Raw genomic sequence first — 26,428 nt, 5'->3', positions numbered from 1 at the left:
ACTCTACGACTGCCGGGCGTGAAAGCATCGTGACCGTGCCTGGCTACGAGAATGATCTGGAACTCGCCACCCGGCTGGCCGACGCCGCCGACGCCATCACCACCGCCCGGTTCCGCGCGCTGGACCTGGCCGTGGAACGCAAACCGGACCGGACTCCGGTCACCGACGCGGACACCGCGGTCGAAGACGCGATCCGTGCGATCCTCGCCACAGAACGCCCGGACGACGAGGTACTCGGCGAGGAACGCGGCGGTTCAGCCGCGACCGGCCGCGCCTGGGTGCTCGACCCGATCGACGGGACCAAGAACTTCCTGCGCGGCGTCCCGGTCTGGGCGACGCTGATCGCGCTGGTCGAAGACGGCACGCCCGTGGTGGGCCTGATCAGCGCGCCGCTGCTCGGCCGCCGCTGGTGGGCGGCCACCGGGGACGGCGCCTGGATGAGCGACTCCGCGGGCGAACGTCGCCTCGCGGTGTCGAAGGTCGCGTCGCTCGAAGACGCGTATCTGTCCACAACGGACCTGAACTCGTGGGTGGAGTACCACTCGCGGGAGAAGTACGTCGACCTCGTCGACGCGTGCTGGGAAAGCCGCGCTTTCGGCGATTTCTGGCAGCACTGCCTGATCGCCGAGGGCGCGCTCGACATCGTCGCCGAATGCATCGTGAACCCTTGGGACGTCGCCGCGGCCCAGGTCCTGGTCACCGAAGCCGGTGGCCGGTTCAGCGATCTGAACGGGGAAGCGCGCTACGACAACGGCTCGGCCCTGTCGACGAACGGCCTCCTCCACGACGAGGCTTTGGCCATCCTGAAGCGCTGAAGCTCACTGCGCGCCGGGCAGGAGGCCGACGGCGCCGCGGGCGACCTGCGACCAGGCAAGCCGTCCGAAGAGGTAGTGGCAGGCGACCTGTTCGCTGGTGAACCGTGCCCAGTCGTACCGGTTGCCCTGCTCACGCCAGAACACTTCCCAGGCGGGCTCGGCGTCTTCCTCCTCGGTGCGCATGAGGCACCAGGCGTTGTCCGTTTCCGCGCCGACCGAGACCACCTCGGGCGGCACGCCCAGCGCGGCCAGCCACCGCAGGATCGTCCCCGTGTTCACCGAACCTCCCCCGTGACGTCCGCCAGGAAGCCCAGCGTGACGAGTTCATCGGCGCCCAGCACCGCGCGGAAGCGCACTCCGCCGCCGGGCTGGCCGAACCACTCGGCGGTCACCGAACGCCAGACCGGCAACGGCCGGACGACGCGGTAACGCCGGTACGCGGCGACCTGGTCCGGCGGTGCCGAGCGCATCGAATACAAGGTCGCGTCTTCGGCGAACACCCGGCCGTGCTGGTCCCCGAAGCGGTCGAGGTGGGTACCCACCTCGAGCATCACCGGTGTCGCCGCGTCGATCCCGCCCTCGCCGGGAGGCCACACATAGCTCGTTTCGCCCACGAAACGCTCTCGCCAGTCCTCTTGGGACTCCCCGCCCCACGGGTCGTGCCCCCTGGTCAATTCCGGCGGGGGAACGACCGACGGGGTCGTCGGGGCTCGCCGGAACCCGCTACTGACGTGCGACAACGCGTCCAGATCGTCCAGCACGTCCGCCTCGGGGTGATCCTGCGGACCGGAACCGCCGCCGGGGAGCGGCAACTGGCGCGCGGGTTTGCCCATGGCCACCGGGAGATGCCCGATGGGGAACATGTGCACGAGAAACAGCGCGATCACGCTCTCGCGTTCGGTCCGCAAGGCGCCCATGGGCGGCGGGGCGACGGGCGGCGGTGGCAAGGGCACTCGCAACGGTGCCACCGCGGGCGGCCACGGCGAAGGCGCGTACGGAGCGCGCACACCGTGAGGTGTGGTCGGGGGGTCGTACTGGACAGGCACCCGGATCGGGCCCGTTCCGGCCTCGCTCGGATCGGTCACCGCACCTCCCCCCAAGGAATCGATCCCACCGTGAAGGGGGAGGCAGCGGACAGGACGCGCTACGACCTTAGCGCCGACCGGTGTTCCCGTCGGTGCTAACCCGCGAGTGCGTTGACCACCCGGGACGGACTCGGCCTGCCGAGCTTGCCCGCCATCCACTTGCTCGTCGCCACCAGCGCGTCGAGATCGACACCGGTCTCGACGCCGAGACCGTCGAGCATCCAGACCAGATCCTCGGTCGCGAGGTTCCCGGTGGCCGATTCGGCGTACGGGCAGCCGCCCAGCCCGCCGGCGGACGAGTCCACAGTGGACACACCGCAGCGAAGGGCGGCCAAGGTGTTCGCGAGCGCCTGGCCGTACGTGTCGTGGAAATGGACGGCCAGGGTGCCGACGTCGGAGAACTGCCCGATCAGTGCCTCGACCTGGCCGGCGGTGGCGACGCCGATCGTGTCCCCGAGCGAAAGCTGCGAACAGCCCAGGTCCAGGAGCCGTTTGCCCACCCCGGCGACCTGAGTGGCCGGAACGGCGCCCTCCCACGGGTCGCCGAAACACATCGACACGTACCCGCGGACGTCGAGACCTTCGGCCCGCGCCCGGGTCACGACGGGTTCGAACATCGCGAACTGGTCGTCCACCGTCGAGTTGAGGTTCTTCTTGGCGAAGGTCTCGGTGGCGCTGGCGAAGATCGCGATATGCGAGACCCCGGCCTCCAGCGCCCTGTCCAGCCCGCGCTCGTTCGGGACGAGCACCGGGTACCGGACGCCTTCACGCTTTTCGAGCCCGGCCAGGAGCTGCTCGGCGTCGGCCAGCTGCGGCACCCATTTGGGGCTCACGAAACTGGTCGCTTCGAGCGTGGTCAGCCCGGCATCGGCGAGTTTGTCCAGGAATTCGAGCTTCACCCCGACCGGAACGATCGACTTCTCGTTCTGCAGACCGTCCCGCGGGCCGACCTCCCAGATCGTCACGCGCTCCGGCAGCGCGGCGGCGGACGGGACGCGATCGGGCAGCCCCAGCTCTCGCGTGCCCATCAACGGCGCCGGTTTCCGCGCGGCGGGTGCCCCTGTGGTGGAAGCGGCTCGGTCTGCTGCGGCGCCCCCGGGGCGGGCGGCGCGAAGTCGTCATACGGGTTGTCGTTGACTTCGCGGTAGATGACCGTGTGCACGCGCTCGACCTTGGGGATGTCGTCGAACTTCAGCGGTTCGTCCGACGCGGACTCGATCACCAGGGTGCCGCAGCCGAACACGCGGTCCAGGAGCCCGTGCTCGAACTGCACGCTGTTGATCCGCGACAGCGGGATGTCGATCCCGGTCCGCTTGAGCACGCCCTCGCGGGCGATCAGCCTGTCCGTGGTCACGATGAAGTGCGTCGTGCGCCAGCGGACGAACGGCGCCAGGAAGAGCCAGACGACGAGACCCAGGCCGACCGCGCCGACCGCGATCAGCGAGATCAGGTCCCACGGGGCTGTCGCGTCCTTCGCCAGGATGCCCAGCCAGATGCCCACGCCGAGCGTGACGATCAGCGCGAGGAAGGGGAAGATCAGCATCTTGAAATGCGGGTGACTGTGCACCACGACGTGCTCGTTTTCGCTGAGCAAATCGTCCGGATAGGCCACGACGGACGCTCCCAAAGTGTGTTCGGCGCTGGTGAGCTCACCGTACCGGCGAACGGTCCCGGCGGAAGAGGAGACGCCGCATTTCACGGCACACTCGATCAGGACCCGGCGGGCCGCACGTGGACGACGTCTCCGGCGAACACCGTGTACCGCTCACCACCGGGAACGTCGACCTGGAGTTGGCCGGCGGGATCGATGTCGGCGGCGCGGCCGGTCAGCGCCGAACCGTCGGGCAGCTGGACCTCGACGTCCTGTCCCAGCGTGGCGCAATGCCGCCGGTAGTCCCCGAGCAACCCCGCCTCGGCCAGCGACCCGCCGGCGAGCCGCCAGCGGCGCTCGAGGTCGTCGAAACCGGTGAGCAGCCGCGCGGCGATCTCGGCGCGATCGGTCTCGTCCGCCCCCTGCTCGGCCAGGGAAGTCGCGGGCAGGCCGCCGGGACCGGCGGGGACGTTCTCGCCGAGCGGCAGCACGTTCAGGCCGATGCCGAGGACCACGCTGGTCTCTTCACCGGCGGCGGCCTCCGCCAGGATGCCCGCGCATTTGGCGCGATCCGGCCCGGCCAGGACGTCGTTCGGCCACTTGAGGACGGCGTCGACACCCAAGCTCGCGGCGACCTCCCGGACCGCGAGGCCCGCGACCACGGAAAGTGAACCCAAATTGGCGAACGGGACGTCGCGCGGACGCAGCAAGACGCTGACGTAGAGGCCCGAGCCTTTCGGCGAGGACCACTGCCGGGCGCGGCGGCCGACCCCGGCCGTCTGCTCTTCGGCGATCAGCACGGTGCGGTCTTCAGCCCCCTTCGTGGCGGCTTCCCGCAGGTCAGCGTTGGTGGACCCGGTGCTCGCCACGACCTGGATCGCGGCGTACCGGCCGGACAGCGCGGCACTCAGACGCTCGGCGTCGAGCGCTCCCGTCTCACTCATCTGCCCAGAATATGAGAGTCCCCCTAACGTGCAAGGCGTTCGCTCGTTACGCAGAGGTGGTCTCCAATAACCTGGACGGCGTGACCGAGCCCGAGTCCGCCCCGAGCGCGCCTGAAACCAGCCCGAAGAAGTCCTGGGCGCATGGTGTGGCGATGCGAAGCCTGGTCGCCCTCCCGCTGGTCGCGGGGCTCGCGACGGCGGGCTGGCTGCTCGCGGGCGGCAACGATCCGGCGCCCGCCGACGGGATCGCGCAGGTCCCCGTCCCCGCCGCCAACCAGGATCCGGCCACCGTCGGCGGCGGCGCGGGTCCGTCGGTCCTCGAAGTCAGCGCACCGGTCAAGGCCCAGGAAACGCCAAAGGACGCCCGGCCGCTCGAAGAGTGGGCCACCAAACTCGCGGGACCGCTCGACATCCCGGCGAAAGCGCTGATCGGCTACGCGAACGGCGAGCTGGCCCTGCGCGGCGAGCAGCCGAACTGCCACCTCTCCTGGGTCACCCTGGCCGGGGTCGGCGCGGCGAGCTCGAACCACGGACGCGGCGGCGACAACCCGCTCGGCCTCTCGGCACAGCAGTGGAAGAAGCACGGCACGTCGATCCCCGGCATCGCGAAGCCCGCGCTCGCCGACCCCGACTCCGCCTCGGTCGCCGCCGGTCGCGCGCTGTGCGCCTCCGGAGTCGACCTCGGCGGCGGCAACGGCTGGTGGAAGGCGATCGCCGGTTATCAGGGCGGCAAGGGCAACGAGGCCGAGCTGTTCCGCCAGCGCGTCCTCGGCAACGCCCAGCTGTACGCGACCCTGTCCCTCGACCCGGCGCGAGGATCCAGCCCCGCGGTGAAGGCGACCAGGTTCGCCCTCGGCCAGCTCGGGCTCCCGTACGTGTGGGGCGGCAACGGGCCGGAAGCGGGCGCGGCGGGCTTCGACTGCTCCGGGCTCACCAAGGCGTCCTACGACGAAGCCGGTGTCGGGCTCCCGCGGACCGCGGACAGCCAGTTCCGGTCGCTGCCGCAGGTGCCGGGTGAGCCGAAGCTCGGCGATCTCGTGTTCTACGGGAACCCGGCGACGCGGATCCACCACGTCGGCCTGTACCTCGGGAACGGCCTGATGATCAACGCGCCCACCGAGGGCCAGGCGATCCAGATCCACACGTATCACTCGAAGGGCGACGACTACACCGGTGCTGGGCGGCCTTCGGCCTGATGGCTCGTGAGTGGGCGACGGATGTGCGGACTGTCTAGGTCGACACTCGCGCGGGCCCTCTTACCCCTGGCGAGGCAGGTGGTCGGCCACCCATTCCAGTGCGGCTTCCCCGTGGCGGAGGACCGAGATGTGCCCGTCCTCCGGAAAAGTGCGCACCTCGGCCGTGGCGCACTGCTTGCCGAGCCACTCCCCGTGCGCGAAAGGCGCGATCCGGTCCGCGCCGCCGTGCAGGAGCAGAACCGGGGCCGTGACATCGGACGGCTGGAACCCCCACGGCGCAACGTAGGCGAGATCGTCGGCGATCAACCCGCCCGGCCCGCCCTCGATCGCGGGACCGACGACCTCCAGGAACCACTTCCAGTCACCCGCCAAGGCCGCGTGATCCGACGCGGTGAACATCTCGGGGTCGTACTCGGCCGAAGCCTCGTAGGCCTCCTTTTCCGCCCGTCCGGCCAAGGCCGCCGTCAGGGAGCCGACTCCCGCCGCGCTCATCCCCGCGAACCAGTCCAGACCGTCGCCGCCGTACGGCGCCATGCTCGCGACGCCGACCACCGCCGACACCCGTTCCGGCATCAGCGCCGCGCACGCGAACGCGTGCGGTCCGCCGCCGGAATGGCCGAAGACCGCGAACTTCTCGATGTCCAAGGCATCTGCGATCTTCGCGACATCCGCCGACGCCGACGCGACATCCCGCCCCGGCCGCGGCGACGAACCGCCGTAGCCGGGCCGGTCGTAGGAGACCCACCTCAGCCCGAGCCGCTCGGCGGCGGGGAACAACGGTGACGGCGGAGCGCCGATGTTCGGGGTCCCGTGGTGCCAGAAGACCACCGGACCGGTCCCGCCCGTGTCGTACGTGTGCAGTGTGGTCCCGTCCCCCAGGTCCACGTCGGACTCGTTCACCATGTGCCGAGGGTACTGACGGTACCGTCGGCGATCGTGACCGATCAGACGCGCCGGAGCTACGACCTGGTGGCCGACCGGTACGCCGAGGAACTGGGCGACGAACTCCGGCACAAACCACTGGACCGCGCCTTGCTCGGTGCCTTCGCCGAGCTGGTCCGGGACGGAACGGTCGCGGACGTCGGCTGCGGGCCCGGGCAGATCGCCGCGTACCTGGCAGCTCGTGGGCAGCGGGTCGTCGGCATGGATCTCTCGACGTCGATGTGCGAAGCCGTCCGACGGCGCACCTCGCTCCCCGCGTGTGCCGCCGACATGACGGCTCTACCCGTACGCGACGGAGCCCTGGCCGGACTCGTCTGCCTGTACGCGACCATCCACCTCGACGACGATCGCCGGGCGGCGGCCCATCGCGAATTCGCCCGGGTGCTCCGGCCCGGCGGGTACGTCCTGCTCTCCTTCCACGTCAGCGATCCCGACTTCCCCGCCGGAGGGGTGAAGACCCTCGCCACGTGGTGGGATCGCGACGTCGAGCTGAGTTTCCGCTTCCTCGATCCGGACGCCGAGATCGCGGCGTCACGCTCCGCGGGGCTCGAACTCGTCGCCCGGCTCGATCGCGGACCGCACGACGGCGTCGAACACCCCAGTGAGCGATGCAGCCTGCTGATGCGTCGGGCAACCTTGACCTAGAACCCCCTCTTCGAACTTCAGGAGCCACATGTCGCGCTTTCACGAGATCAAGCACCGGGTGGCCACGACGTTCCAGCGGCACGTGGGCAACCCGCTCCTCGTCCGGCTGCCGAACCAGCCGATCCTCGAGACCACGGGACGCAAGTCCGGGGTGCCCCGGCAGACGCCGATCGGTGGGCGCCGGGTGGGCCGCGAGTTCTGGATCGTCTCGGAGTTCGGCGAGAAGTCGCACTACGTCCGCAACATCCAGGCCGATCCGCGGGTCCGGCTCCGGCTCAAGGGCCAGTTGCACACCGGCACGGCGCGGCTGCTCCCGGACGACGACCCCCGCGCCCGGCTGAAGGCCCTGCCCAGGTTCAACAGCGCCGCCGTCCAGGCGATCGGCACGGATCTGCTCACCATCCGGGTCGATCTCGACGGCTGAACAGGTTTTGCCTTGACGCCAGGGTCAAGGTTTACGCTCGGGACCATGCGGATCGGCGAACTCGCCGCGCGTACCGGAACCACCACCCGCGCGCTGCGTTTCTATGAGTCACAAGGGCTTCTCGACGCACGGCGCGCGTCGAACGGATACCGGGAGTACGACGAAGACGATTACCGTCTGGTCAACGAGATCCTGACCCTGCAAGCGGTCGGGCTCAGCCTCGAAGACACCAGGCCTTTCGTCGAATGCCTCCGCGCCGGCCACGAAAGCGGCGACTCGTGCGCCGATTCGATCGAGGTCTACCAACGCAAACTCGCCGAGGTGGACGCCTGTCTGGCCAGGCTCAACGAAGCGCGGGACAGCCTGCTGGCCAAGTTGGCGGGCGCGTTGAAGACGCCGCCGGGTCCGTGCGTCGTCATCCAGGGAAACGAGGAGACCTGATGTCATCCCTTTCTGTCGTCACCGACGAAACCTTCCGAGAACTCGTCCTGGACCAGGACAAGCCGGTGCTGGTGGACTTCTGGGCGCAATGGTGCCCGCCTTGCCACATGATCACGCCGGTGCTCGCCCAGATCGCCGAAGAGCGCGCCGACGTGCTGATCATCCGCAAGCTGAATTCCGACGAGAACCCTCTCACGGCACGGAATTATCAGGTCATGTCCTTGCCGACGCTGATCCTGTTCCGCGACGGGAGTCCAGTGTGGACGACCGTCGGCGCCCGGCCGAAAGCGCGGCTGCTGGCCGACCTGGACGCCGTTCTGCAGACGACCGGCGTCTGAGCTCGCCTCGTTAATTGTGTTGCGCGCGGGGCCGTCCGTTCGCATCCTTCTGCACATGACTTCGACCCGCGCCTTCCTGCCGAAACCCTCCGTCCACCGACGGGTGCGGGTGCAGCAGCAGGCCGGGACCGGTCGGAGGCCGACACCAGTCCGACCGTGAGCGCCGCGCTCGTCGCGGGCCTGCTCGCCGGGTATGGCATCGCCATCCCGGTGGGCGCGGTCGCGACCTATCTGGTGGTGCTGACGGCGAGGTCGGGGCTCAAGATCGGCGCGTACGCCGCCTTGGGCGTCGCGACGGCCGACGGCCTCTATGCCCTGGTCGCAGTGCTCGGCGGCAGCAAGCTCATCCCGGTCATCCAACCGATCGCCGAACCGCTGCGGTGGGTTTCGGTGGTGGTGCTGCTCGGGCTGGCCGTCCACATCGGATTCACCGGGGTCCGGGATTTCCGCGCCTGGGCGAAGGCCGAAGTGAGCCAGCCGGTCGTGATCGGACCGCTGAAGGCCTACGTGAGCCTGCTCGGGATCACGCTGCTGAACCCGACGACGGTGGTCTATTTCGCGGCGCTCGTCCTCGGCAGCGAGGACATGGCCGTGGCGACCGGAGCGGAGCACGTGGTGTTCGTGCTCGCGGCGTTCGCGGCTTCGGCCAGCTGGCAACTGTTCCTCGCGGGTGGCGGCGCGGTACTCGGCAAGGCGTTGACCGGGCGTCGCGGACGACTGGTCACCGCGCTCGCCTCCAGCGCGCTGATCACCGTGCTCGGAATCCGCCTACTGTGGTGAGCCTGGAGGCGAGGCGATGGCGGAGACACTGCTCGAGACCGCGCAGGCGGGCGACTCGGCCGCTTTCGGGCGGCTGGTCGCCCCGTTCCGCGGTGAGGTGCACGCGCACTGTTACCGCATGCTCGGTTCGGTGCACGACGCGGACGACGCGCTGCAGGAAACGCTCGTCCGCGCCTGGACGAGTCTCGGACGCTTCGACGGCCGCGGCTCGATCCGGCCGTGGCTCTACAAGATCGCCACGAACCGGTGCCTGACCGCGATCGAGCGCCGAGGTCGTCGCGAGCTGCCCACCGACCTGGGTCCGGACGCGCCGGGAACCGAACGCGTCTGGCTCGAGCCGTATCCGGATCAGGGGCCCGAAGCCGGGTTCCTGATCCGCGAGAACATCGAGCTGGCCTTCGTCGCGGCGTTGCAGCGCCTGTCCGCGTCGCAGCGGGCGGTGCTCGTGCTTCGCGAGGTGCTGCAGTTCTCCGCGCAAGAGGTCGCCGACCAGCTGGAGACCACGGTCGCGTCGGTCAACAGCGCGCTGCAACGCGCCCGCAAGGTCGTGCGGCTTCCCGGGGAGACGGCGCCGATCGGCGACGTTCGCGAAGTGGCGGGCAGATACGTCGCGGCTTGGGAGAGCCGGGACGTCGACGCCATCGTCGCGATGCTCACCGAAGACGCCAGGTACAGCATGCCGCCGCTGCCCGAGTGGTATCAGGGACACGACGCCATCCGCGCGTTTCTGCGCGACGGCCCGCTGACCAGGGAGTGGCGGTTGCTCCCGGCGCGCGCGAACGGGCAACTCGCGTTCGGCACCTACCTGTGGGACGACACCGAGAACGCCTACATCCCCGGCGGGCTCGACCTCGTCACGCTGCACGGCACGAAGATCGCCGAAGTCGTGTCGTTCCTGACCGCCGATCCGACCCGGTTCGGATTGCCGGGAAAGATTCCCTGATCGAGGACCGCAGGTGTCCGCATTGGTCGCCAAGCTGTGCCCATGACCGAAACCACCGCCCGTCCCGCTTCCCTCCACTCCTACCTCGCCTACCGCGACGCGCCGAAGGCACTTCGCTGGCTCGAACAGGCCTTCGGCTTCGAGACCCTCATGGAGTTCCCCGACGACAAGGGCCTGATCCAGCACGCCGAACTGCGTCGCGGCGGGGCCTCGATCATCGTGTTCAGCGCGGAGGACGACTACGACCGCGCGACCCGCAAGGGGGAGACCGTCGGCCACGGCCTCTACGTCAGTCTTGCGACGCAAGAGGCCGTGGACGCCGTCTTCACGTCTGCCATCGAAGCCGGGGCGAAGCCGGTCTGGGAACCGGCGAACACCGAATGGGGCAACTACCGTTGCCGGGTCGACGATCTCGAGGGATACGAATGGACTTTCGGCACGCACATTCCTGGTGAGCCGCAGGCCGACTGGAGCTAGAGCAGCCGGGCGAACCATTCGCGAGAGCGGCGGAGCAGGTCCAGCTGGTGCTCCCGCCCGCGGAGCGAGTGCCCTTCGCCGGGATACACGACGAGGTCGTGTTCGACGCCGAAGTGGCGTAGCGCGCGGTGGAAGAACTCCGCCTGGGACAACGGGACGTTCGTGTCTTCCGCACCGTGCACGATCAGCACGGGGGTCTCGATCTTCGACGCGTAGGAGATCGGGCTGAGCTGATCGTGCCGGTGCGGGCCTGCCCCTTCCCAGCCGATACTCCCGCCATGCGCGGCTTCCGTCAGCGGACCGAGTTCACCGGTCGCGGCGAGCATTCCCCAGTCACAGATCCCGGCCACCGTCAGCGCCGCCTTGAACCGGCGGGTCTGTCCGACGGCCCAGGCCGTCATGAATCCGCCGTGACTCCCGCCCACGATCCCGAGCCGCTCCGGATCGGCCACTCCTTCGGCGATGAGGAGATCGATCCCGGTCTCGAGATCGCTCCATTCCTCCAGGCCTACCCGCCCCGCGACGGAAGCGGCGAATTCATGCCCATGACCTTGTCCCCCACGGGGATTCGGCAGGAAGACAGCGTGCCCTGCCAGGGCCAGCCACTGCGCGGACGGGAACCAGCCGAGATGGAAGCGGTCCGCGGACCGGTCGTAAGGTCCGCCGTGCGGCACCGTGATGAGCGAGAAAGGTCCTTCGCCCCGGGTCTTTCCCGGCGGCAGAACGAGCAGGCCGTCCAACGCGAGGCCGTCGGACGCCTTGTAGGACAACCGCTCCTGGGAGCCCCAGGAAATCCCGGCGAATTCCGGTGCCGTGTCGCTGACCCGTGTCAACGGCTCGCCGATCGGTCCACAATGGACATCTTTCGGCTCGTACGCGGTGCTCAGCACGGTGACCACGATCTCGCCGTTCGAGGCCACCGCGTCGGCTTGCCCACGCCAGAACGACACTTCGCCGGACCCGAGCCGATGGAGGGCAGTGTCGAGCCCGTCGGCGACGAGCACCAGAGGAGCACCGGAATCGACCTGCGCGAGCTTGACCGGACAGGTCGATTCCTCGGTCAGGTTCCGATGTTCCCCCGTTTCCACGGCGACGTCGAAGACCGCCCGGCCACCCACCGGCTCCGGATTCCCGAGATACGCGATGTGCCAGCCGTCCTCTTCCCGCCACCAAACGGGGCCGGCGGCTTCGAACGCGACCTGGCCGAGGTCGCGCCGCTCACCGGTTTCCAGGTCCAGCAAGGAAAGCCGGGGTTCGAGACCGCCCGGTTCGAGCTCCGGCGTCGGCCAGGTGACGACGGCGAGCGCCTTGTCGTCCGGACGGCGGGCAACCGCGACGACGTGGTCCTCGACCAGCGTCTCGATCTCGCCGGTACGCGGGTCGAAACCCCGCAGCCGCGCCGGGCGGAGGCTCTCACTCCAGACCCAGACGGCCGGCGCGGGGGTCTCGTCCTCGGCGATGAACACGATCCGGTCGTGCAGCGGAAGGAACCCGGAGATCTCACTCCGCCAAGCGAACAGTTCCTCGTCCCCCGAACGGACACGGCCGTCCCGGAGGAAATAGAGGGCATCCGCGGACCACTGGGGCGAGGACCCTTCAGCCAGCTTCCGGGGCTTCTCGCTGCCGTCCACGGCGGCGAGCCAGATCTCGGGGACGCCCTTCGTGATGGTCGAGACCTGGTAGGCGACCCAGTTCCCGTCCGGGGAGAGCGCGGGTTCCGAGGGAAAACGGCTGTCGACGATCAACTCAGCGGTCAGCATGCCTTCATGATGCCGACAAGGCCTTGCCCAGGTCGTCGAGCCAGCAGCCGGTGCCCTGCTCCCGCCAATTCGGTTCTTCGTGCCCGTCGAGGAAAGTACCCTGTTCGATCAACGTCAGCCGGGTTCCGCCCGCTTCGGCTTCGAGCAGCACCGTCGTGAGCGAAACGGTCGCGAGGACGTCGTCGGTGGACAGGGTCGTCGCGTAGACGATCCGCTCGTTGTCGACGATGTCCTCGTAGCGCGAGTCCGCGATCAGCTTCCGCCCGTCGCCGGTGGGCCCCGTGGTGACCTCGCGGCCGCCGACGCGGAAGTCCAGGGAATGCTCACCGCCGGACACGGTGAACCAGCCTGCCTTCTCGGCGGGATCGGCCCAGGCCGCGAAAACCCGTTCCGGCGGCACGGAATAGACGCGTTCGAGGGTGAAAGTGGCGTGTTTGACCGTCATGACCGTTTCCCTTCATCGGAGTCCAGAAAGCCACCAAGGCGATCGAGGCGGTGTTCCCAGCCGGTGCGCTGCCCGACGAGCCAGTCTTCGGCCCTCCGCAGACCGTCCGGTTCGAGGTGGCAGGTGCGGACGCGCCCTGCCTTCTCCGTCCGGACCAGCCCGCAGGTTTCGAGCACCTGGAGGTGCTGCATCACGGCGGGCAGCGACATCGACAACGGCTGCGCGAGCTCCCCCACCGAGGCGGGTCCCCGGGTGAGGCGCTCGATCATTTCGCGGCGCGTCCCGTCGGACAGCGCCTTGAACACCTGATCCAACCATTGGTTAGGCACATGCTTAACTATGCGCCCGCGTCGCGCGATAGTCAAGTAAGTACTTAACTTTTTAGTCTTCCGCGGTCATACCCTCGACGAGCAGCCACTGCGAGGCGAGGTACGAGGTCAGCACGAAGGTCTCGAGGTTGGCCCGCACCCGCTCGCTGGTGACGAAGTTGCGGCGGATGAGGATCGCCAGGTCCGACGCGGAGAACAGCAGGGCCCCGGCGGCGATCCAGGTCCGGCGATCGCCCGACGGGACCACCATCCCGCCCGCGACCTTGGCCTTCGGCGCCAAGGCCGGGTCGGCCGCGAGGGTCGACGTCGTGCTCAGCAAGCCTCCGTAGACCGAGAGCACCGAGGAAACCGGAGACGGTTTCGGCAGCGCCATCGCGACCGCGGCCGCCGCCCACGCCGCGAGCCGGGGCGGCGCCGTCGCGGGACGCGGACGAGCACCACGACGCCACAGCAGCGCGGAATACAGCACCTGCATCACACCGAACGAAGTCGCGCCCTTGATCAGCTCGCCGTCCTCGTGCGACCTGCCCATGAAATGGTCGCCCGCGCCGGCCGCGACCAGACCGGCGACGAGCAGGCCCTTCTCCCCCGGTGCAAGCGTTTGCGCCCGGACGACGCGAGCGGCGAGCACAGGGACCGCGGCCGGTTTGGTCACCAGTTGCAACCGCCGGTTGCCCGTCCTGGCGGAATACACGGTGCCGATCGCGGCGACGCCGAACAGCACACGCTCGGCGAACTTGAGGGCCTTCGCTGCAGGCGCTGTAGGCACTGACCACCTCCGGAACTTATTTCTGGGTAAGTTACCAGGAAGTCAGCTCGCTGCGCCTCTCCTAAACGGCCTCACGGAAGGTGCTTCGGTACGTGCTCGGCGAGACCCCCAGCGCCGCTTGCAGATGCTGGCGCAGCGAAGCGGCGGTGCCGAAACCGGCCTCGGTGGCGACCCTGTCCACCGGCAAATCGGTCTCCTCGAGCAGCTGACGGGCCCTTTCGACCCGCTGCTGGGTCAGCCACTGCAACGCCGAAACCCCGACCTCGTCCCGGAAACGCCGCGTGAACGTCCGCGTGCTCATCGACTCCTTCGCCGCGAGTTCGCGCAACGTCAGTGGCCTGTCGAGGTTTTCCAGCGCCCAGGCCCGCGCCGCCGCCGTCGACGAGGACTGCGGTTCCGGGACCGGGCGCCGGATGAACTGCGCTTGCCCGCCCTCCCGGTGCGGCGAGACGACCGTTCCCCGCGCGACCTCGTTCGCGACGGAGGCACCGTGATCGCAGCGGATCATGTGCAGGCACAGGTCGATCCCGGACGCGACGCCCGCCGCTGTCAGCACGTTGCCGTCGTCGGTGTAGAGCACGTTGGGGTCGAGGGCGACCTTCGGGAACTTCGCCTGGAAGTCCAGCGCCGAACGCCAGTGCGTGGTCGCCTTCCGGCCGTCGAGCAGGCCGGCGGCGGCGAGCACGAAGGCGCCCGTGCAGATCGACGCGATCCTGGCGTCCGGCCGGATCAGCTCCAGCGCCCAGGCCAGCGGCTCGGTGAGATCCTGCCCTGTCGGCTCGTACTCGGTGGACGACGCCGGGATGACCACGGTGTCGGCCTCGGCCAGCACCTCGGGCCCGCGCGGGACGGAGATGGTGATATCGGCGTCCGTCCGGATCTCCCCCGGCTCCGGCGTGCAGGTGACGACGTCGTAGAGCTTCTCGCCGTCGGCCGATTTGGCCGTGCCGAACAGCCGCGTGACGATGCCCAGCTCCATCACCAGCATGCCGTGCCGGACCAGCACGGCGACCCGATGACGGTCCGGATACGCGTAAATGCCCATGGCTCGATTCTTGCACATGTTGGCCATCGGGCCACTCGCGTCGATCGGGAGCCCGGGGGACGGTGGTGACATGAACGTGTTGTGGATCTTCGCGCATCCGGAACCCCGTTCCCTCGGCGGCGCGCTGCGTGACGAAGGGTTGCGCACGCTCCGCGCGCAGGGGGCGAACGTCCGGGAATCCGACCTGTACGCGATGAAGTGGAAGGCCGTCGTCGACGCCGACGACTTCGGCGCGGCCGCGCATTCCGGTTCGGCGGCGCCGTTCGAGCCGGGACAGAGCGATCGGCTGATCGTCGGCTCGACGTCGAAGACCGCCTTCGAGACCGGCGAACTCAGCGACGACATCCGCGCGGAGCACGAAAAACTGGACTGGGCGGATACCGTGATCGTCCAGTTCCCCCTGTGGTGGTACGGAATGCCCGCGATCCTCAAGGGCTGGTTCGACCGTGTCTTCGTCAAGGGTTTCGCTTACGGGGTGCGGCGCTCCGACGGCAAGACGTCGCGCTACGGCGAAGGGGCACTGGCCGGAAAGCGCGCCATGGTCCTGCTGACCGCGGGCGCACCGGAGGCCACGATCGGACCGCGCGGCGTGAACGGCGAGATCGACGACCTGCTGTTCCCGCTGCAGCACGGAACCCTGTGGTACGCCGGAATGTCTGTCCTCCCCCCAGTGACGGTCTGCGGAGCGGACCGCGTTTCCCCTGAGCAGTACGACGCCGCCGTCGAAGCGCTGCGCGACCGGCTGCGGACACTGTCCACACGCGACCCGATCCCGTTCCGCCGTCAGAACGGCGGCGACTACGACGAGGACCTGGTCCTCCGCGCGGATCTCGCCCCCGGCCGGAGCGGGAACGGCGTTCACCTCCTTTAGACGCGCACGAGGTCCGCGCCCGCGAAGAAGGCCTCGGCCGACTTGAGCGCACCCTCGTCGAGCAGGACATCACCAGGGCGGCTCCCGTTGCCGAGCAACTGCCCACCCCACCGCATTCCGAGATATTCGGCGGTTTTGCGCAAGGTCCCGATCAGCGGTTCCGCCTGCTCCGGCTGCTCGGCGAGCACGCTCACGCCCCACAGGGTCTTTCCGCGCATCCGCGCCTTGAACTCCAACTCGGGCTGATCCAGCCAACCCGCCCAGTGGTCGAAGTACAGCTTCATCGACGCCGAAACGCTGTACCAGTACACCGGCGACGCGATCACCAGATCCGTGGCGGCGAAGGTCGCGTCGAGCAGCAACCGCTCGTTTCCGGCCGGTGGCACCAAATCCTCACCGTCGTGCTTCCGGTCGACGAAAGGCGCCAACGGGACCTCGGCCGTTCGGATCCACCGCTGCCCGACGCCACGAGGAAGCTCCTTGGCCGCCCTCCTCGCCAGGATCTCCGTGTTGCCGCCGGCGCGGGCGCTCCCGAGAAGGAACAGGAAACTTCGATCTTCGGCCATCGCGACCCCCCCCCAGAAGTGATTTCGAAGTAAATGTATGTGCAAGCAGATTCTGTCACTGCATGTAAACTGGTGTCAAGGAATCAAGGGAGGTCGCCGTGACCGGCGATGAACTGGCGTGGGGCCGCGTCCTCGCGTTGCACGGGCGTATCGAGCAGGAACTCGCGAAGGCACTGCAGCGACGGCACGGACTCGGTCTCTCCGAGTTCCGCGCGCTCGGCAAGCTGGCCGCGACCGGGAAGGGCGTCCTGCGCATGCAGGAACTCGCCGAGGCGATCGGGCTCAACCAGAGTTCCGTGAGCCGGATGGTCGTCCGCCTCGAAGACGCCGGCCTGACGGAACGCGACCCCTGTGAGAACGACCGCCGCGGCGTGTATTCGTGCATCACCAAGGAAGGCAGGAAAAGGCACGCCGAAACCGAGCCGACCTACCGGGAGGTACTGGCGGCTGCGCTCGACAAGGCCGAAGCCGACCCGGAGCTGAAGGGCGCTGTAACCGCGCTTCGTAGCGTGTCGTGAGGGTGTGTCCCGGCGCGACGGTCTCGCGATCGGGACTCTCGATGCCGCGTTGGGTGCACTCCCCGCCCCGCGACCCCGCTCCCGACAAGACCCGAAGGGCCCTTTCGCTTCATCAGACGAAGCGATGGGGCCCCTTCACCCCTGGCCCGAGAGGGCTGTGTGGAAATAGGGACATCCAACGTCCCCATTTCCACACAACCCCCACCTCTCCGACCTAGTCCAGCCACGACCGGACCAGTCACGAGAAGCCGATCTCCACCCTGAGGATGACCTCCACCGGACGGACGCGCGGAAGTCGCACGCCCGGCTAGGTTCGCCCTATGAAACAGCCGTCTGCGCTCCCTAACCGGGTGGCGTACACGATCGACATCCTCGTCGCGCTGGTGCTCGTGGTGGCCGTCGGCGGGAACCTCGCGGCGAACACGTGGACGTTCAACGTCCCGATCCCGGTTTGGCTCGCGTGGGCCGCGACCGGCGCCTGCGCGATCGCCATCCTGCTGCGCCGTCACCGGCCGGTGACGGCCTACTCCCTCGCGCTGACCACACTGATCCCCGCCTCGCTCGCGGGCGGCGGCCTCGGCCCGGCTGCCGCGCTGGCCACCGCGTCCGCGCTCTACACGACGGCGCTGGAGTACCCGCGTTCCCGTTCACTGATCGCGATGGGCGCGGGCCTGGTCGTGGTCGCGTTCCTGGAGTTCCTTCAGCTCGGGCCGAGCACGCTCGCTTCGACGGCACTGGCGGGCGGCGGGGTGGCGGGCTCGTGGGCGCTGGGCTGGACGGCGCGGCAACGGCAGTCGAACCTCGCCCTGCTCGCCGAGTCCCAGGCCGATCAGGCGGTTTCCGACGAACGGCTGCGCATCGCGCGCGAGATGCACGACGTCGTCGCGCACAGCATGAGCCTGATCGCGGTGAAGGCGGCGGTGGGCAATCACGTCGCGAAGGAGCAACCCGAAGAAGCGCGCGAAGCGTTGCGGATCATCGAACTCACCAGCCGCGAAACCCTCGTCGAACTCCGGCGGATGCTCGGCGTCCTCCGATCCGGCGACGGTACCCCCGAGGTCGCGCTCGGACCGTCGCCGAAACTCGCCGATCTGCGGACGCTGGTCGAGCGCGCCGGGGAGGCCGGGATGCGCGTCGAGCTGACCGGCGAGGGGGTGGACGAGCTTCCCGAAGGCGTCGCGCTTTCGGTCTACCGCATCACGCAGGAGGCGGTGACCAACGTCTGGAAGCACGCGGGGCCGTCGGTCTGCCGGATCACGATCACCGAAGGCCCGGGAGAGGTCAGCGTCGAGATCGTCGACGACGGCCGCGGTGAAGGCGCGACCTCGACCACCGGCGGGCACGGTTTGATCGGCATGCGCGAACGCGTCGCCGTCTACGGTGGTGACTTCGAGGCGGGACCACGGTCCGCCGGGGGATTCCGGGTGTTCGCGCGGCTGCCGTACGCCGTCAAGGAAGTGGGGACACGATGATCCGCGTTCTGATCGCCGACGACCAGGCGTTGCTGCGCGGCAGCTTCCGCGTGCTCGTCGACAGCGCGCCGGACCTCCAGGTCGTCGGGGAGGCGGGCAACGGCGCGGAGGCGGCGGAACTGGCCGAGAAGGAGCGCCCGGACGTCGTGCTCATGGACGTCCGCATGCCGGAACTCGACGGGATCGAGGCGACGAGGCGGATCTGCGCCTCGGCCGCCACCGAAGGCGTCCACGTGTTGATGCTGACGACCTTCGATCTCGACGCCTACGTCTATTCGGCGCTGCGCGCGGGCGCGAGCGGATTCCTGCTGAAGGACACTCCGCCCGCCGAGCTGCTGACAGCGATCAGGGTCGTCGCGGCGGGTGAAGGACTGCTCGCCCCCTCGATCACGCGAAGGCTCATCGCCGAATTCGCCCGGCTGCCCGAATCCGGCCAGCGCGTCGCGCCGTCGCTCGACACCATCACCACCCGCGAGCGTGAGGTCTTGAGCCTGATCGCGCGCGGCCTGTCGAACGACGAGATCGCCGGCACGCTGCACCTCGGGCTGGCGACGGTGAAGACGCACATCGGCCGTCTCCTGCACAAACTCGCGGCACGGGACAGGGCGCAGCTGGTGATCGCGGCCTACGAGTCCGGTCTGGTGCGCGCCGCCCTCTAGCCGGGACGTTGCCTACGCCACACGCGAAGTGACCGCTGAGTAGCTAGGCTGCGGATTCATGAGCAGTGCGACGGAGCCGCTCGGGACGCCGCCCGAGGACGAACCGGACATCCACACCACGGCCGGCAAGCTGGCCGACCTGTACCGCCGGTATGACGAGGCGGTGCACGCGGGTTCCGCGAGGGCGGTGGAGAAACAGCACGCCAAGGGCAAGAAGACGGCCCGCGAGCGGATCGAACTGCTGCTGGACGAGGGCTCGTTCGTCGAACTCGACGAGCTGGCGAAGCACCGCTCGGTCAACTTCGGCCAGGAGAAGAACCGGCCCTACGGCGACGGCGTCGTCACCGGCTACGGCACCGTCGACGGCCGTCCGGTGTGCGTGTTCAGCCAGGACGTCACCGTCTTCGGCGGTTCGCTCGGCGAGGTGTACGGCGAGAAGATCGTCAAGGTGATGGACCTGGCGATCAAGACCGGCCGCCCGATCGTCGGCATCAACGAGGGCGGCGGCGCGCGGATCCAGGAAGGCGTCGTCTCGCTCGGGCTGTACGGCGAGATCTTCAACCGCAACGTCAAGGCGTCCGGCGTCATCCCGCAGATCTCGCTGATCATGGGCGCCAACGCGGGCGGGCACGTCTACTCCCCCGCGCTGACCGACTTCGTGGTGATGGTCGACAAGACCTCGCACATGTTCATCACCGGCCCCGACGTCGTGAAGACCGTGACAGGCGAAGAGGTCTCCTTCGAGGAGCTCGGCGGCGGGCGCACGCACAACACCCGTTCGGGTGTCGCGCACTACCTCGGTTCCGACGACGAAGACGCCATCGCGTACGTCAAGGAGCTGCTCTCGTTCCTCCCCGCGAACAACCTCTCCGAGGCCCCGCTGTTCGAGACGGACTCGCCCGCGGGCGGGTTCTTCGACGACGTCACGGAGTCGGATCGCGAGCTCGACACGCTGATCCCGGACTCGCCGAACCAGCCGTACGACATGCACGAGGTCATCAACCGCGTGGTCGACGACGGCGACTTCCTCGAGGTGCACGAACTGTTCGCGCCCAACATCATCGTCGGTTTCGGCCGGGTGGACGGGCGCAGCGTCGGCATCGTGGCGAACCAGCCCACCCAGTTCGCCGGCTGCCTCGACATCGACGCGTCCGAGAAGGCCGCGCGGTTCGTGCGCACCTGCGACGCGTTCAACATCCCGGTCTTGACCTTCGTCGACGTCCCGGGCTTCCTGCCCGGTACCGACCAGGAGTGGAACGGCATCATCCGGCGTGGCGCGAAGCTGATCTACGCCTACGCCGAAGCGACCGTCCCGCTGGTCACCGTCATCACCCGCAAGGCCTACGGCGGCGCGTACGACGTCATGGGGTCGAAGCACCTCGGCGCGGACATCAACCTGGCGTGGCCGACGGCGCAGGTCGCGGTCATGGGCGCACAGGGCGCGGCGAACATCGTGCACCGCAAGACGCTCGCCGCGGCCGCCGCCGACGGCAAGGACGTCGACGCGCTGCGCGCCGAGCTGATCCAGGAGTACGAAGACACGCTCCTGAATCCGTACGCGGCTGCCGAGCGCGGTTACGTCGACTCGGTGATCGTGCCCGCGCACACCCGCGGCCACGTCGCGAAGGCGCTCTCTCTGCTCCAGGGCAAACGCGAGACGCTGCCGCCCAAGAAGCACGGGAACATCCCGCTGTGAGCGCGCCCGAAACCCCGCTGCTGCGGGTCGTCCGCGGCGAGCCGAGTGACGACGAACTCGCCGCGCTGACAGCCGTCGTCGCGGCGGCGGCGAGCGCGCGGGCCCCGGAACCCGACCGGAAACAGGACTCCTGGTGGGCGGACAAGGCCTCGCTCGTGCGGGCCCCGCTCGCCCCGGGCGAAGGCGCCTGGCGGGCTTCGGCTCTCCCTCGCTGAAACAGTTCGCTCGAAAAGCGCGGATCGGGATCGCGCGGGTTATCGTGTCAGATCTGGCGGTCCGGCTCGTCCGGTTCGCCAGGTCTTCGGTACCCGCGATCGCCCCAGAAAGCCGTGCGTGACGAACCAAGACCATCTCTCCGCCGAGTTGCGCCGTCTGCGCAAAGCCGCCGGGTTGTCCGGTACCGAGGCGGCGGTTCTCACCGGCCTCAGCCAGTCCAAGGTCTCGCGGGTGGAAACCGGCGCGTTCATGCCGACCGAGGATCAGGTCGTCGCGCTGTGCCGGGCTTACGGCGCGCCCGCGAAGATCCGGCGGGCCTTGGTGGCGATCACGCGGGACCTTCGCGAAGAAGCGTCCTCCGCCCGCGTCGTCCTCCAGCGCGGTGCCTGGCGGATGCAGCAGCGCATCGGCAAGATCGAGACGGCGTCCGCCCGGATCCGGAGCTTCCAGCCGACCATCGTGTTCGGCCTGCTCCAGACCCGCGACTACATCACCGCGCTGTTCGGCGATTCCCTGCCGGACGGCGAACGCGACCAGACGGTCGAGGCCCGGCTGGAGCGCCAGCGGATCCTCGACTCGGACCGTGACTTCCACTTCGTGCTGACCGAGGGCGCCCTGCGCTGGAACATGGGCGGGGCGGCGACCATGCAGGCGCAGCTCGGTCACCTCATCGAAGTGTCCTGCCGCGGCCGGGTGCGGCTCGGCGTGATCCCGTGGACCACCCCGGTTTCGGTCCCCGTCCTCCACGGTTTCGACATCTACGACTCCCGCGCGGTCCTTCTCGGGACGCAGACGGCCACGGCGCTCGTCACGGACGAGCGGGAAGTCACCGACTACGAGAAGAACTTCGCGGAAGTCGAGCGCTACGCCACCTACGACGACGTCGCCTGCGCCCATCTGTCGCGGATCGCGACCGACTACCGACAGCTCGCGACCGAATCTCGTTGGTGACCAAAGACCCTTGGCGCTATGCAGTCCGACGGTGCATCGTGAGTAAACCAGCTTGCGGTGAAGGCCACTTTTCGTGCGCCGAACGCGATCACCGGAGCCGTTCACCGACGAACGGGAACAGATCACCCGATCTCGCCAACCTTGCCGCCGCGCAACCCGTCTACTTGCCGAAACAGTCACTGGGGAAAGGCCCTCCGATGACCACCTGGCACGAACGCATGACCGACTGGCACAAGTCGACCTACACGCACTGGGAAGAGAACGCCTGCGTCGAGGTCGGCGGTTCGCCCGGTCTCGTCGGCATCCGCGACACCAAACAAGGGGCACTGCCGGACGAGACCCGGCCGATCCTGGTGCTCCCGGCCGAGTCCTTCGCCGCGCTGCTCGATCACCTTGGCCGATGAACGACGTCGCCGAGCCGTACATGGTCCACGATCCGCGGGAGATGGCGGGCCAGCTGATCAACGGCAACTGGATCGTCGCGCGCTGGGAGCACCTCGGTGAAGACGAGGACCTGGAACACTGGACCGCCGTCCTGCGCGAGAACTGCGAAGAACTCGGAGTCGATCCGTACGTCATCAACATCCCGCGCAAGAGCCTGACGATCGTCTTCAACGGCGCGCTCCCCGCACCGACGTTCGAACAGCTGGAGAACTCGGTGGCGGCCATCGAGTACCACCGCTTCCTCGACCGCGAAATCGGGCCGAGACGCCTGAACTAGGCGACCTTGGGGGCCGCGCGCATCCCGATGTACACGCATTCCATACCGGTCGAAAGCGTCGAGAACACCACAGGCATCCAGTCTTCGCTGAACGACGGCCCGGCCCCCGACGCGGCGAAGACGGTGTCCGTGACGGGCGTCAGATCCATGTCCAGCGGCGGCGAGAAGTCCTTCATCCCGTCGACGAATTCGTACCTCAGCCGTGAATCCGCGGTCACCGTGATGACAACGCCTTCGCGGCGGTAGACGCCCGCGAACCGGGCCGGATCCACCACCGGAGGTTCGGCGGGCGGCGCGAAGGCGTCGGGCATCCGGACGTCGGCGAACTCCTCGAGCAGTTCACGGAACAAGGCCGCGTAGAGCTGCCGGGCGCCGCCGCCGTTGGTCACCAAGGCGATGGCCACGCCCGCGGACGGGACCACCCGCAGGTACGCGTACTGCCCGATGGCCGCGCCGTCATGACCGAAACCGGGCGTGCCGTCCCAGTCGTAGAGCGTCCAGCCGAGCCCCCAGCCGTCCGCGCTGACCGTCCACTTGTCGGGGACGTCGGTCTCGCGGCGCTGCATCGTCTCGACCGTTTCCGGTGCCAGGACACGGGTTCCGTCGGGCGCCGCACCGCCGTCGAGGTGCATCCGCGCGAGCCGGACGACGTCGCCGGCGGAGGCGATCACCCGCGCGCCCGGTCCCGCCGAGCGCGGCATCAGATCCCAGGCGGGCGCGGGCTCCGGATCCTGACCCGGCTCCCCGAGGTGACTCATCGCCGCGCGGAAACTCAGCGCCTCTTCGGGCAAGGTCATCGACTGCTTCAGCCCCAGCGGCGCGAAGATCAGCTCTTTCAGCGCCTGATCCCAGGTCAGCCCGGTCACCACCTCGACGATGCGGCCGAGCACCTGGAAACCGACGCTGCTGTAGGAGACCGCCGTCCCGGGCGGGCAGTCCATCGCGATCCCCTTGCTCGCCTCGACGAACCGGGCGATGCAGTCGTCGCCCCGGCCGGTGTCGAGGTGGAAATCGCAGGTGAGGCCGCTCGTGTGGCTCAGCAGCCGCCGGATGGTGATCGCCCTGGTCGCCTCCGGGTCGATCGTCTCGAACTCCGGCAGCACCTCGGCCACCGGCGCGTCGAGGTCCAGCTCGCCGGTTTCGACCAGCCGCATGACCAGGGTCGCGGTGTAGATCTTGGCTATCGAACCGAGCTGGAAGACGGAATCGGTCGTCGCCTCGACCCCGGTCCCGCGGTGCAGGACGCCGCTCGCGAGTTCGTGGATCTCGCCGCCGGTCAGAACGGCGAGCACGGCGCCCGGAACGTGGTAGGCGGCGCGAAGCTCGTCCAGCTTGGCCTGCCAGCGCTTCGAGTCCCAGTTCGCGGTGTTCGTCATGACTTCCCCTTCGTTTGCGTACGTCGTTCTCGTCTTGCGCACACCGTACGCATATGCGATCGACGTACGCAAGTAGCGGGCTCGCTTGAGGTGGACGGGACTCGTGCCATATAGTCCACGCGGAATAATCGGCACGGAATCTTCCGAGAGGATCATGCATGGCCGCGAAACTCACTCCGCTCGCCATGGCGGTGCTGGAGCTCCTCCACGAGCGGCCCATGCATCCCTACGAGATGGCGCAACTGATGAAGGAGCGCTATGTCAGCACCCGCGTCAAGGTGAAGGCGGGATCGCTCTACCACGCGGTGGATCGCTTGCAGCAGAACGGTTTCGTCGAGATCGTCGAAACACAGCGAGACGGGAAGCGCCCCGAGCGCACCGTCTACGCGATGACGGACGCCGGCCGCGACGAGTTCGTGGACCGCGCACAGGACATGTTGAGCACGCCCGCCGAGGAGTACCCCGAGTACCTCAGCGCCCTCGCCGTCATCGACGAACTCGGCCCGGAAATGTCGATCACCCAGCTCAAGCACCGTGTGCTGCGGCTCCAGGCCTCCGCCGCCTCCGACCAGGTCGTACTCGAAAGCCTGGTCAACGAACACAAACTCCCCGAGATCTACTGGCTCGACTGGTCCTACGCCACCGCGCGGCGGGCCTTCGAGCTCGAGTGGACCCAAAAACTCGTCGAAGACCTGGAATCCGGTCGCATCCACTTCCAGGACCACTGCACGCCGAAACTGAACCTGGTCACCGAGGACGACATCGATGAACGCAAGACAAGCTAATCCCTGGGCCGCGCTTTCGGCGCTGTGCCTCGGTTTCTTCATGATCCTGCTGGACACCACGATCGTTTCGACCGCGATCCCCGCGATGCTGCGCGAACTCGGCGCCGGGCTGAACGCGATCGTCTGGGTGATCAGCGTCTACCTGCTCACCTACGCGGTGCCGATGCTGTTCGCCAGCCGCCTCGGCGACCGGTTCGGCCCGAAACGGGTCTACCTGGCGGGCCTCGTGGTCTTCACGCTGGCCTCGCTGTGGTGCGGGCTCTCCGGCTCGGTCGAGATGCTCATCGCCGCCCGCGCGGTGCAGGGCCTCGGCGCCGCTTTGATGACGCCGCAGACCCTGGCGTTCATCAGCCATCTGTTCCCGCCGTCGAAACGCGGCCCCGCCATGGGACTGTGGAGCGGGGTCGCCGGGATCGCGGCCATCGTCGGGCCGCTGCTCGGCGGCGTGCTCGTCGACCACCTCGGCTGGGAATGGATCTTCTTCGTCAACCTGCCGGTCGGCGTGGTCGCGCTCGCGCTGGCGTTGCTCAAGGTGCCGGACTGGCAGCCGAGACACTCGCATTCCTTCGACGTCCCCGGGATCCTGCTCTCCGGGGCCGGCCTGTTCCTTGTCGTATACGGCGTCCAAAATGGACAGCACTACGACTGGGGACGCGTACTCGGCCCGATCACCGTGTTCGAGTTCATCGGTGCCGGAGTGGCCCTGCTGGTCGCTTTCGTGGTGTGGCAACGGTTCAACCGCAAAGAACCGCTTCTCCCGCTGAGTGTCTTCTCGAACCGCAACTTCTCCGCCGGGACGCTGACCTCGGTCACCGTCGGCTTCGCGATGACGGGCATGTTCCTGCCGCTGGTGATCTACATCCAAGCCGTCCTCGGCGAGTCGCCGACGATGTCCGGCCTGCTGTTCGCGCCGATGTCTTTGCTGGCAGGCATGATCGGCCCGTTCGTCGGCCGCGCTTCGGACAAGGTCAACGGCAAGGTCCTGCTGATCATCGGCCTGACCGCGCTGGCGACGGGGATGGGATTGGTGGCACTGATCGCCCGGGCGGGCGCGAACGCGTGGACGCTCACCCCGGCGCTGCTCGTGGCGGGCGCCGGGATCGGGTTCATCTTCGCGCCGATGGGCAACATCGCGATGAGTTCGGTGGAACCGCGGCTCACCGGGACCGCGTCGGGCATCTTCAACACCGCGCGCCAGGTCGGCGGCGTCCTCGGCAGTGCCGCCGTCGGCGTGCTGCTGCAGGCGCGGATCAGCGCTTCGATCGCCGACGAGGCGGCGACCGCGGCGACGGCGTTGCCGGAGCAGTACCGCGCCCCGTTCGCGGAAGGGATCACGAAAGCCGCGGAGTCGACCGGGGAATTCGGTTCTTCCGGGCAGACGGCCATGCCGGGGCTTCCCGCGGACGTGGCGGAGCAGGCTCAGCGGCTCGCCCTGGAAGCCGTCCACAATGGACTGACGGACGCGGCACGGGTGACCCTGCTGCTTCCGGCCGCCGTCCTGATACTGGGCGTGCTCGCGGCGCTGACGATGCGTCGTCCGGCTCCGCGCGTTCCTCCCGCCCCGGCTCCGGAACCCGCCACGAGCGCCGCCTGACCTTCCCGCTCACGGCGATGAACGGCCCGTTCCG

Annotated in this window: 33 protein-coding genes; 20 read left to right on the top strand and 13 right to left on the bottom strand. The window is 68.7% G+C overall.

The features are described 5' to 3' along the window. Nucleotides 1-29 precede the first annotated feature (29 nt). A complete protein-coding gene (hisN, locus tag HDA45_RS25935; RefSeq protein ID WP_184899531.1) occupies nucleotides 30-815 on the top strand; it encodes a histidinol-phosphatase in 786 nt (261 codons plus the stop codon). Between the two features lie 3 nt (nucleotides 816-818). Here hisN and HDA45_RS25930 read toward each other — a convergent pair whose 3' ends face one another. The 5 genes from HDA45_RS25930 to HDA45_RS25910 all read right to left on the bottom strand — a co-directional run bounded on the left by HDA45_RS25930 (nucleotide 819) and on the right by HDA45_RS25910 (nucleotide 4,435). Beyond that, the gene (locus HDA45_RS25930; RefSeq protein WP_184899529.1) at nucleotides 819-1,094 is read right to left on the bottom strand and encodes a hypothetical protein; all 276 of its coding nucleotides are present in this window, start codon (nucleotides 1,092-1,094) and stop codon (nucleotides 819-821) included. Further along, complete coding sequence (locus HDA45_RS25925; protein ID WP_343072149.1) at nucleotides 1,091-1,900, bottom strand: TNT domain-containing protein; 810 nt, start codon at nucleotides 1,898-1,900, stop codon at nucleotides 1,091-1,093. The genes HDA45_RS25930 and HDA45_RS25925 overlap by 4 nt, the downstream gene beginning before the upstream one ends. Before the next feature lie 95 nt (nucleotides 1,901-1,995). Beyond that, entirely contained in the window at nucleotides 1,996-2,928 is a 933-nt protein-coding gene (locus HDA45_RS25920; RefSeq protein ID WP_184899527.1) for a hydroxymethylglutaryl-CoA lyase, read from the bottom strand. Beyond that, complete coding sequence (locus HDA45_RS25915) at nucleotides 2,928-3,512, bottom strand: PH domain-containing protein (protein ID WP_184899524.1); 585 nt, start codon at nucleotides 3,510-3,512, stop codon at nucleotides 2,928-2,930. The genes HDA45_RS25920 and HDA45_RS25915 overlap by 1 nt, the downstream gene beginning before the upstream one ends. 98 nt (nucleotides 3,513-3,610) lie before the next feature. After that, the gene (locus HDA45_RS25910; protein ID WP_184899515.1) at nucleotides 3,611-4,435 is read right to left on the bottom strand and encodes a biotin--[acetyl-CoA-carboxylase] ligase; all 825 of its coding nucleotides are present in this window, start codon (nucleotides 4,433-4,435) and stop codon (nucleotides 3,611-3,613) included. A gap of 80 nt (nucleotides 4,436-4,515) precedes the next feature. Here HDA45_RS25910 and HDA45_RS25905 point away from each other — a divergent pair, with 80 nt between their 5' ends. Next, nucleotides 4,516-5,631 (top strand): NlpC/P60 family protein, encoded by a 1,116-nt coding sequence (locus tag HDA45_RS25905; RefSeq protein ID WP_184899512.1) that lies wholly within the window; start codon nucleotides 4,516-4,518, stop codon nucleotides 5,629-5,631. Between the two features lie 60 nt (nucleotides 5,632-5,691). Here HDA45_RS25905 and HDA45_RS25900 read toward each other — a convergent pair whose 3' ends face one another. Next, on the bottom strand, nucleotides 5,692-6,534 hold the full coding sequence (locus HDA45_RS25900) for an alpha/beta fold hydrolase (protein ID WP_184899510.1): 843 nt from the start codon (nucleotides 6,532-6,534) through the stop codon (nucleotides 5,692-5,694). A gap of 33 nt (nucleotides 6,535-6,567) precedes the next feature. Here HDA45_RS25900 and HDA45_RS25895 point away from each other — a divergent pair, with 33 nt between their 5' ends. The 7 genes from HDA45_RS25895 to HDA45_RS25865 all read left to right on the top strand — a co-directional run bounded on the left by HDA45_RS25895 (nucleotide 6,568) and on the right by HDA45_RS25865 (nucleotide 10,621). Next, nucleotides 6,568-7,218, top strand: a complete 651-nt coding sequence (locus HDA45_RS25895; protein WP_184899508.1) for a methyltransferase domain-containing protein — start codon at nucleotides 6,568-6,570, stop codon at nucleotides 7,216-7,218. 28 nt (nucleotides 7,219-7,246) lie between these two features. Beyond that, nucleotides 7,247-7,642 carry a nitroreductase/quinone reductase family protein gene (locus HDA45_RS25890; RefSeq protein WP_184899506.1) on the top strand — a complete coding sequence of 132 codons (396 nt, stop codon included), beginning with the start codon at nucleotides 7,247-7,249 and terminating at the stop codon, nucleotides 7,640-7,642. A gap of 45 nt (nucleotides 7,643-7,687) precedes the next feature. Continuing rightward, a complete protein-coding gene (locus tag HDA45_RS25885) occupies nucleotides 7,688-8,083 on the top strand; it encodes a MerR family transcriptional regulator (protein WP_184899503.1) in 396 nt (131 codons plus the stop codon). Then, nucleotides 8,083-8,421 (top strand): thioredoxin, encoded by a 339-nt coding sequence (gene trxA, locus HDA45_RS25880; RefSeq protein WP_184899501.1) that lies wholly within the window; start codon nucleotides 8,083-8,085, stop codon nucleotides 8,419-8,421. The genes HDA45_RS25885 and trxA overlap by 1 nt, the downstream gene beginning before the upstream one ends. A 156-nt stretch (nucleotides 8,422-8,577) precedes the next feature. Next, complete coding sequence (locus HDA45_RS25875; RefSeq protein ID WP_184899499.1) at nucleotides 8,578-9,201, top strand: LysE family transporter; 624 nt, start codon at nucleotides 8,578-8,580, stop codon at nucleotides 9,199-9,201. A 16-nt stretch (nucleotides 9,202-9,217) separates the two neighbouring features. Continuing rightward, nucleotides 9,218-10,144 carry a sigma-70 family RNA polymerase sigma factor gene (locus HDA45_RS25870; protein WP_184899497.1) on the top strand — a complete coding sequence of 309 codons (927 nt, stop codon included), beginning with the start codon at nucleotides 9,218-9,220 and terminating at the stop codon, nucleotides 10,142-10,144. A gap of 42 nt (nucleotides 10,145-10,186) precedes the next feature. Next, nucleotides 10,187-10,621 carry a VOC family protein gene (locus HDA45_RS25865; protein WP_184899495.1) on the top strand — a complete coding sequence of 145 codons (435 nt, stop codon included), beginning with the start codon at nucleotides 10,187-10,189 and terminating at the stop codon, nucleotides 10,619-10,621. On the opposite strand, the gene HDA45_RS25860 is transcribed toward HDA45_RS25865, so the two are convergent. From HDA45_RS25860 to HDA45_RS25840, 5 genes are all read right to left on the bottom strand, one after another. Next, nucleotides 10,618-12,381, bottom strand: a complete 1,764-nt coding sequence (locus HDA45_RS25860; RefSeq protein ID WP_184899493.1) for a S9 family peptidase — start codon at nucleotides 12,379-12,381, stop codon at nucleotides 10,618-10,620. The two genes, HDA45_RS25865 and HDA45_RS25860, sit on opposite strands and share 4 nt — an antisense overlap. Before the next feature lie 4 nt (nucleotides 12,382-12,385). Beyond that, nucleotides 12,386-12,826 (bottom strand): SRPBCC family protein, encoded by a 441-nt coding sequence (locus HDA45_RS25855; protein WP_184899491.1) that lies wholly within the window; start codon nucleotides 12,824-12,826, stop codon nucleotides 12,386-12,388. After that, entirely contained in the window at nucleotides 12,823-13,140 is a 318-nt protein-coding gene (locus HDA45_RS25850) for an ArsR/SmtB family transcription factor (RefSeq protein ID WP_184906025.1), read from the bottom strand. The genes HDA45_RS25855 and HDA45_RS25850 overlap by 4 nt, the downstream gene beginning before the upstream one ends. Nucleotides 13,141-13,207: 67 nt before the next feature. After that, nucleotides 13,208-13,924, bottom strand: a complete 717-nt coding sequence (locus tag HDA45_RS25845; RefSeq protein WP_184899489.1) for a lysoplasmalogenase family protein — start codon at nucleotides 13,922-13,924, stop codon at nucleotides 13,208-13,210. 61 nt (nucleotides 13,925-13,985) lie between these two features. Further along, complete coding sequence (locus HDA45_RS25840) at nucleotides 13,986-14,996, bottom strand: GlxA family transcriptional regulator (protein WP_184906023.1); 1,011 nt, start codon at nucleotides 14,994-14,996, stop codon at nucleotides 13,986-13,988. Between the two features lie 43 nt (nucleotides 14,997-15,039). Here HDA45_RS25840 and HDA45_RS25835 point away from each other — a divergent pair, with 43 nt between their 5' ends. Beyond that, on the top strand, nucleotides 15,040-15,840 hold the full coding sequence (locus HDA45_RS25835; RefSeq protein WP_184899487.1) for an NAD(P)H-dependent oxidoreductase: 801 nt from the start codon (nucleotides 15,040-15,042) through the stop codon (nucleotides 15,838-15,840). Here the strand turns inward: HDA45_RS25835 and HDA45_RS25830 are convergent. Then, nucleotides 15,837-16,406 carry a flavodoxin family protein gene (locus HDA45_RS25830; RefSeq protein WP_184899485.1) on the bottom strand — a complete coding sequence of 190 codons (570 nt, stop codon included), beginning with the start codon at nucleotides 16,404-16,406 and terminating at the stop codon, nucleotides 15,837-15,839. The genes HDA45_RS25835 and HDA45_RS25830 overlap by 4 nt on opposite strands. 98 nt (nucleotides 16,407-16,504) lie before the next feature. Between HDA45_RS25830 and HDA45_RS25825 the strand changes: the two genes are divergently transcribed. The 8 genes from HDA45_RS25825 to HDA45_RS25790 all read left to right on the top strand — a co-directional run bounded on the left by HDA45_RS25825 (nucleotide 16,505) and on the right by HDA45_RS25790 (nucleotide 22,639). Next, nucleotides 16,505-16,924, top strand: coding sequence for a MarR family transcriptional regulator (locus HDA45_RS25825; RefSeq protein ID WP_184899483.1), 420 nt, complete (start codon nucleotides 16,505-16,507; stop codon nucleotides 16,922-16,924). Between the two features lie 320 nt (nucleotides 16,925-17,244). After that, the gene (locus tag HDA45_RS25820) at nucleotides 17,245-18,396 is read left to right on the top strand and encodes a sensor histidine kinase (RefSeq protein ID WP_184899482.1); all 1,152 of its coding nucleotides are present in this window, start codon (nucleotides 17,245-17,247) and stop codon (nucleotides 18,394-18,396) included. After that, the gene (locus HDA45_RS25815; protein ID WP_184899480.1) at nucleotides 18,393-19,055 is read left to right on the top strand and encodes a response regulator; all 663 of its coding nucleotides are present in this window, start codon (nucleotides 18,393-18,395) and stop codon (nucleotides 19,053-19,055) included. The genes HDA45_RS25820 and HDA45_RS25815 overlap by 4 nt, the downstream gene beginning before the upstream one ends. A gap of 58 nt (nucleotides 19,056-19,113) precedes the next feature. Further along, the gene (locus HDA45_RS25810) at nucleotides 19,114-20,751 is read left to right on the top strand and encodes an acyl-CoA carboxylase subunit beta (protein ID WP_184899478.1); all 1,638 of its coding nucleotides are present in this window, start codon (nucleotides 19,114-19,116) and stop codon (nucleotides 20,749-20,751) included. Then, complete coding sequence (locus HDA45_RS25805; RefSeq protein ID WP_184899476.1) at nucleotides 20,748-20,966, top strand: acyl-CoA carboxylase epsilon subunit; 219 nt, start codon at nucleotides 20,748-20,750, stop codon at nucleotides 20,964-20,966. Before HDA45_RS25810 ends, HDA45_RS25805 begins: the two co-directional genes overlap by 4 nt. Before the next feature lie 118 nt (nucleotides 20,967-21,084). After that, complete coding sequence (locus HDA45_RS25800; RefSeq protein WP_184899474.1) at nucleotides 21,085-21,918, top strand: Scr1 family TA system antitoxin-like transcriptional regulator; 834 nt, start codon at nucleotides 21,085-21,087, stop codon at nucleotides 21,916-21,918. Between the two features lie 197 nt (nucleotides 21,919-22,115). Beyond that, a complete protein-coding gene (locus HDA45_RS25795) occupies nucleotides 22,116-22,322 on the top strand; it encodes a DUF397 domain-containing protein (RefSeq protein WP_184899472.1) in 207 nt (68 codons plus the stop codon). Then, nucleotides 22,319-22,639: a hypothetical protein gene (locus tag HDA45_RS25790; RefSeq protein WP_184899470.1), complete on the top strand. Its 321-nt coding sequence runs from the start codon at nucleotides 22,319-22,321 to the stop codon at nucleotides 22,637-22,639. The genes HDA45_RS25795 and HDA45_RS25790 overlap by 4 nt, the downstream gene beginning before the upstream one ends. Here HDA45_RS25790 and HDA45_RS25785 read toward each other — a convergent pair. Further along, nucleotides 22,636-24,015, bottom strand: a complete 1,380-nt coding sequence (locus HDA45_RS25785; protein ID WP_184899468.1) for a serine hydrolase domain-containing protein — start codon at nucleotides 24,013-24,015, stop codon at nucleotides 22,636-22,638. The two genes, HDA45_RS25790 and HDA45_RS25785, sit on opposite strands and share 4 nt — an antisense overlap. 158 nt (nucleotides 24,016-24,173) lie before the next feature. Here HDA45_RS25785 and HDA45_RS25780 point away from each other — a divergent pair, with 158 nt between their 5' ends. Together HDA45_RS25780 and HDA45_RS25775 are read left to right on the top strand one after the other, a co-directional pair. Continuing rightward, nucleotides 24,174-24,800, top strand: a complete 627-nt coding sequence (locus HDA45_RS25780; RefSeq protein ID WP_184899466.1) for a PadR family transcriptional regulator — start codon at nucleotides 24,174-24,176, stop codon at nucleotides 24,798-24,800. After that, a complete protein-coding gene (locus HDA45_RS25775) occupies nucleotides 24,781-26,394 on the top strand; it encodes a DHA2 family efflux MFS transporter permease subunit (protein WP_184899464.1) in 1,614 nt (537 codons plus the stop codon). Before HDA45_RS25780 ends, HDA45_RS25775 begins: the two co-directional genes overlap by 20 nt. The last annotated feature ends 34 nt before the right edge of the window (nucleotides 26,395-26,428 follow it).

The sequence above is a fragment of the Amycolatopsis umgeniensis genome (assembly GCF_014205155.1).
Classification (GTDB): domain Bacteria; phylum Actinomycetota; class Actinomycetes; order Mycobacteriales; family Pseudonocardiaceae; genus Amycolatopsis; species Amycolatopsis umgeniensis.
Note: the sequence above shows the minus strand (reverse complement) of the source record. Positions and strands in the feature narration are given on the sequence as shown.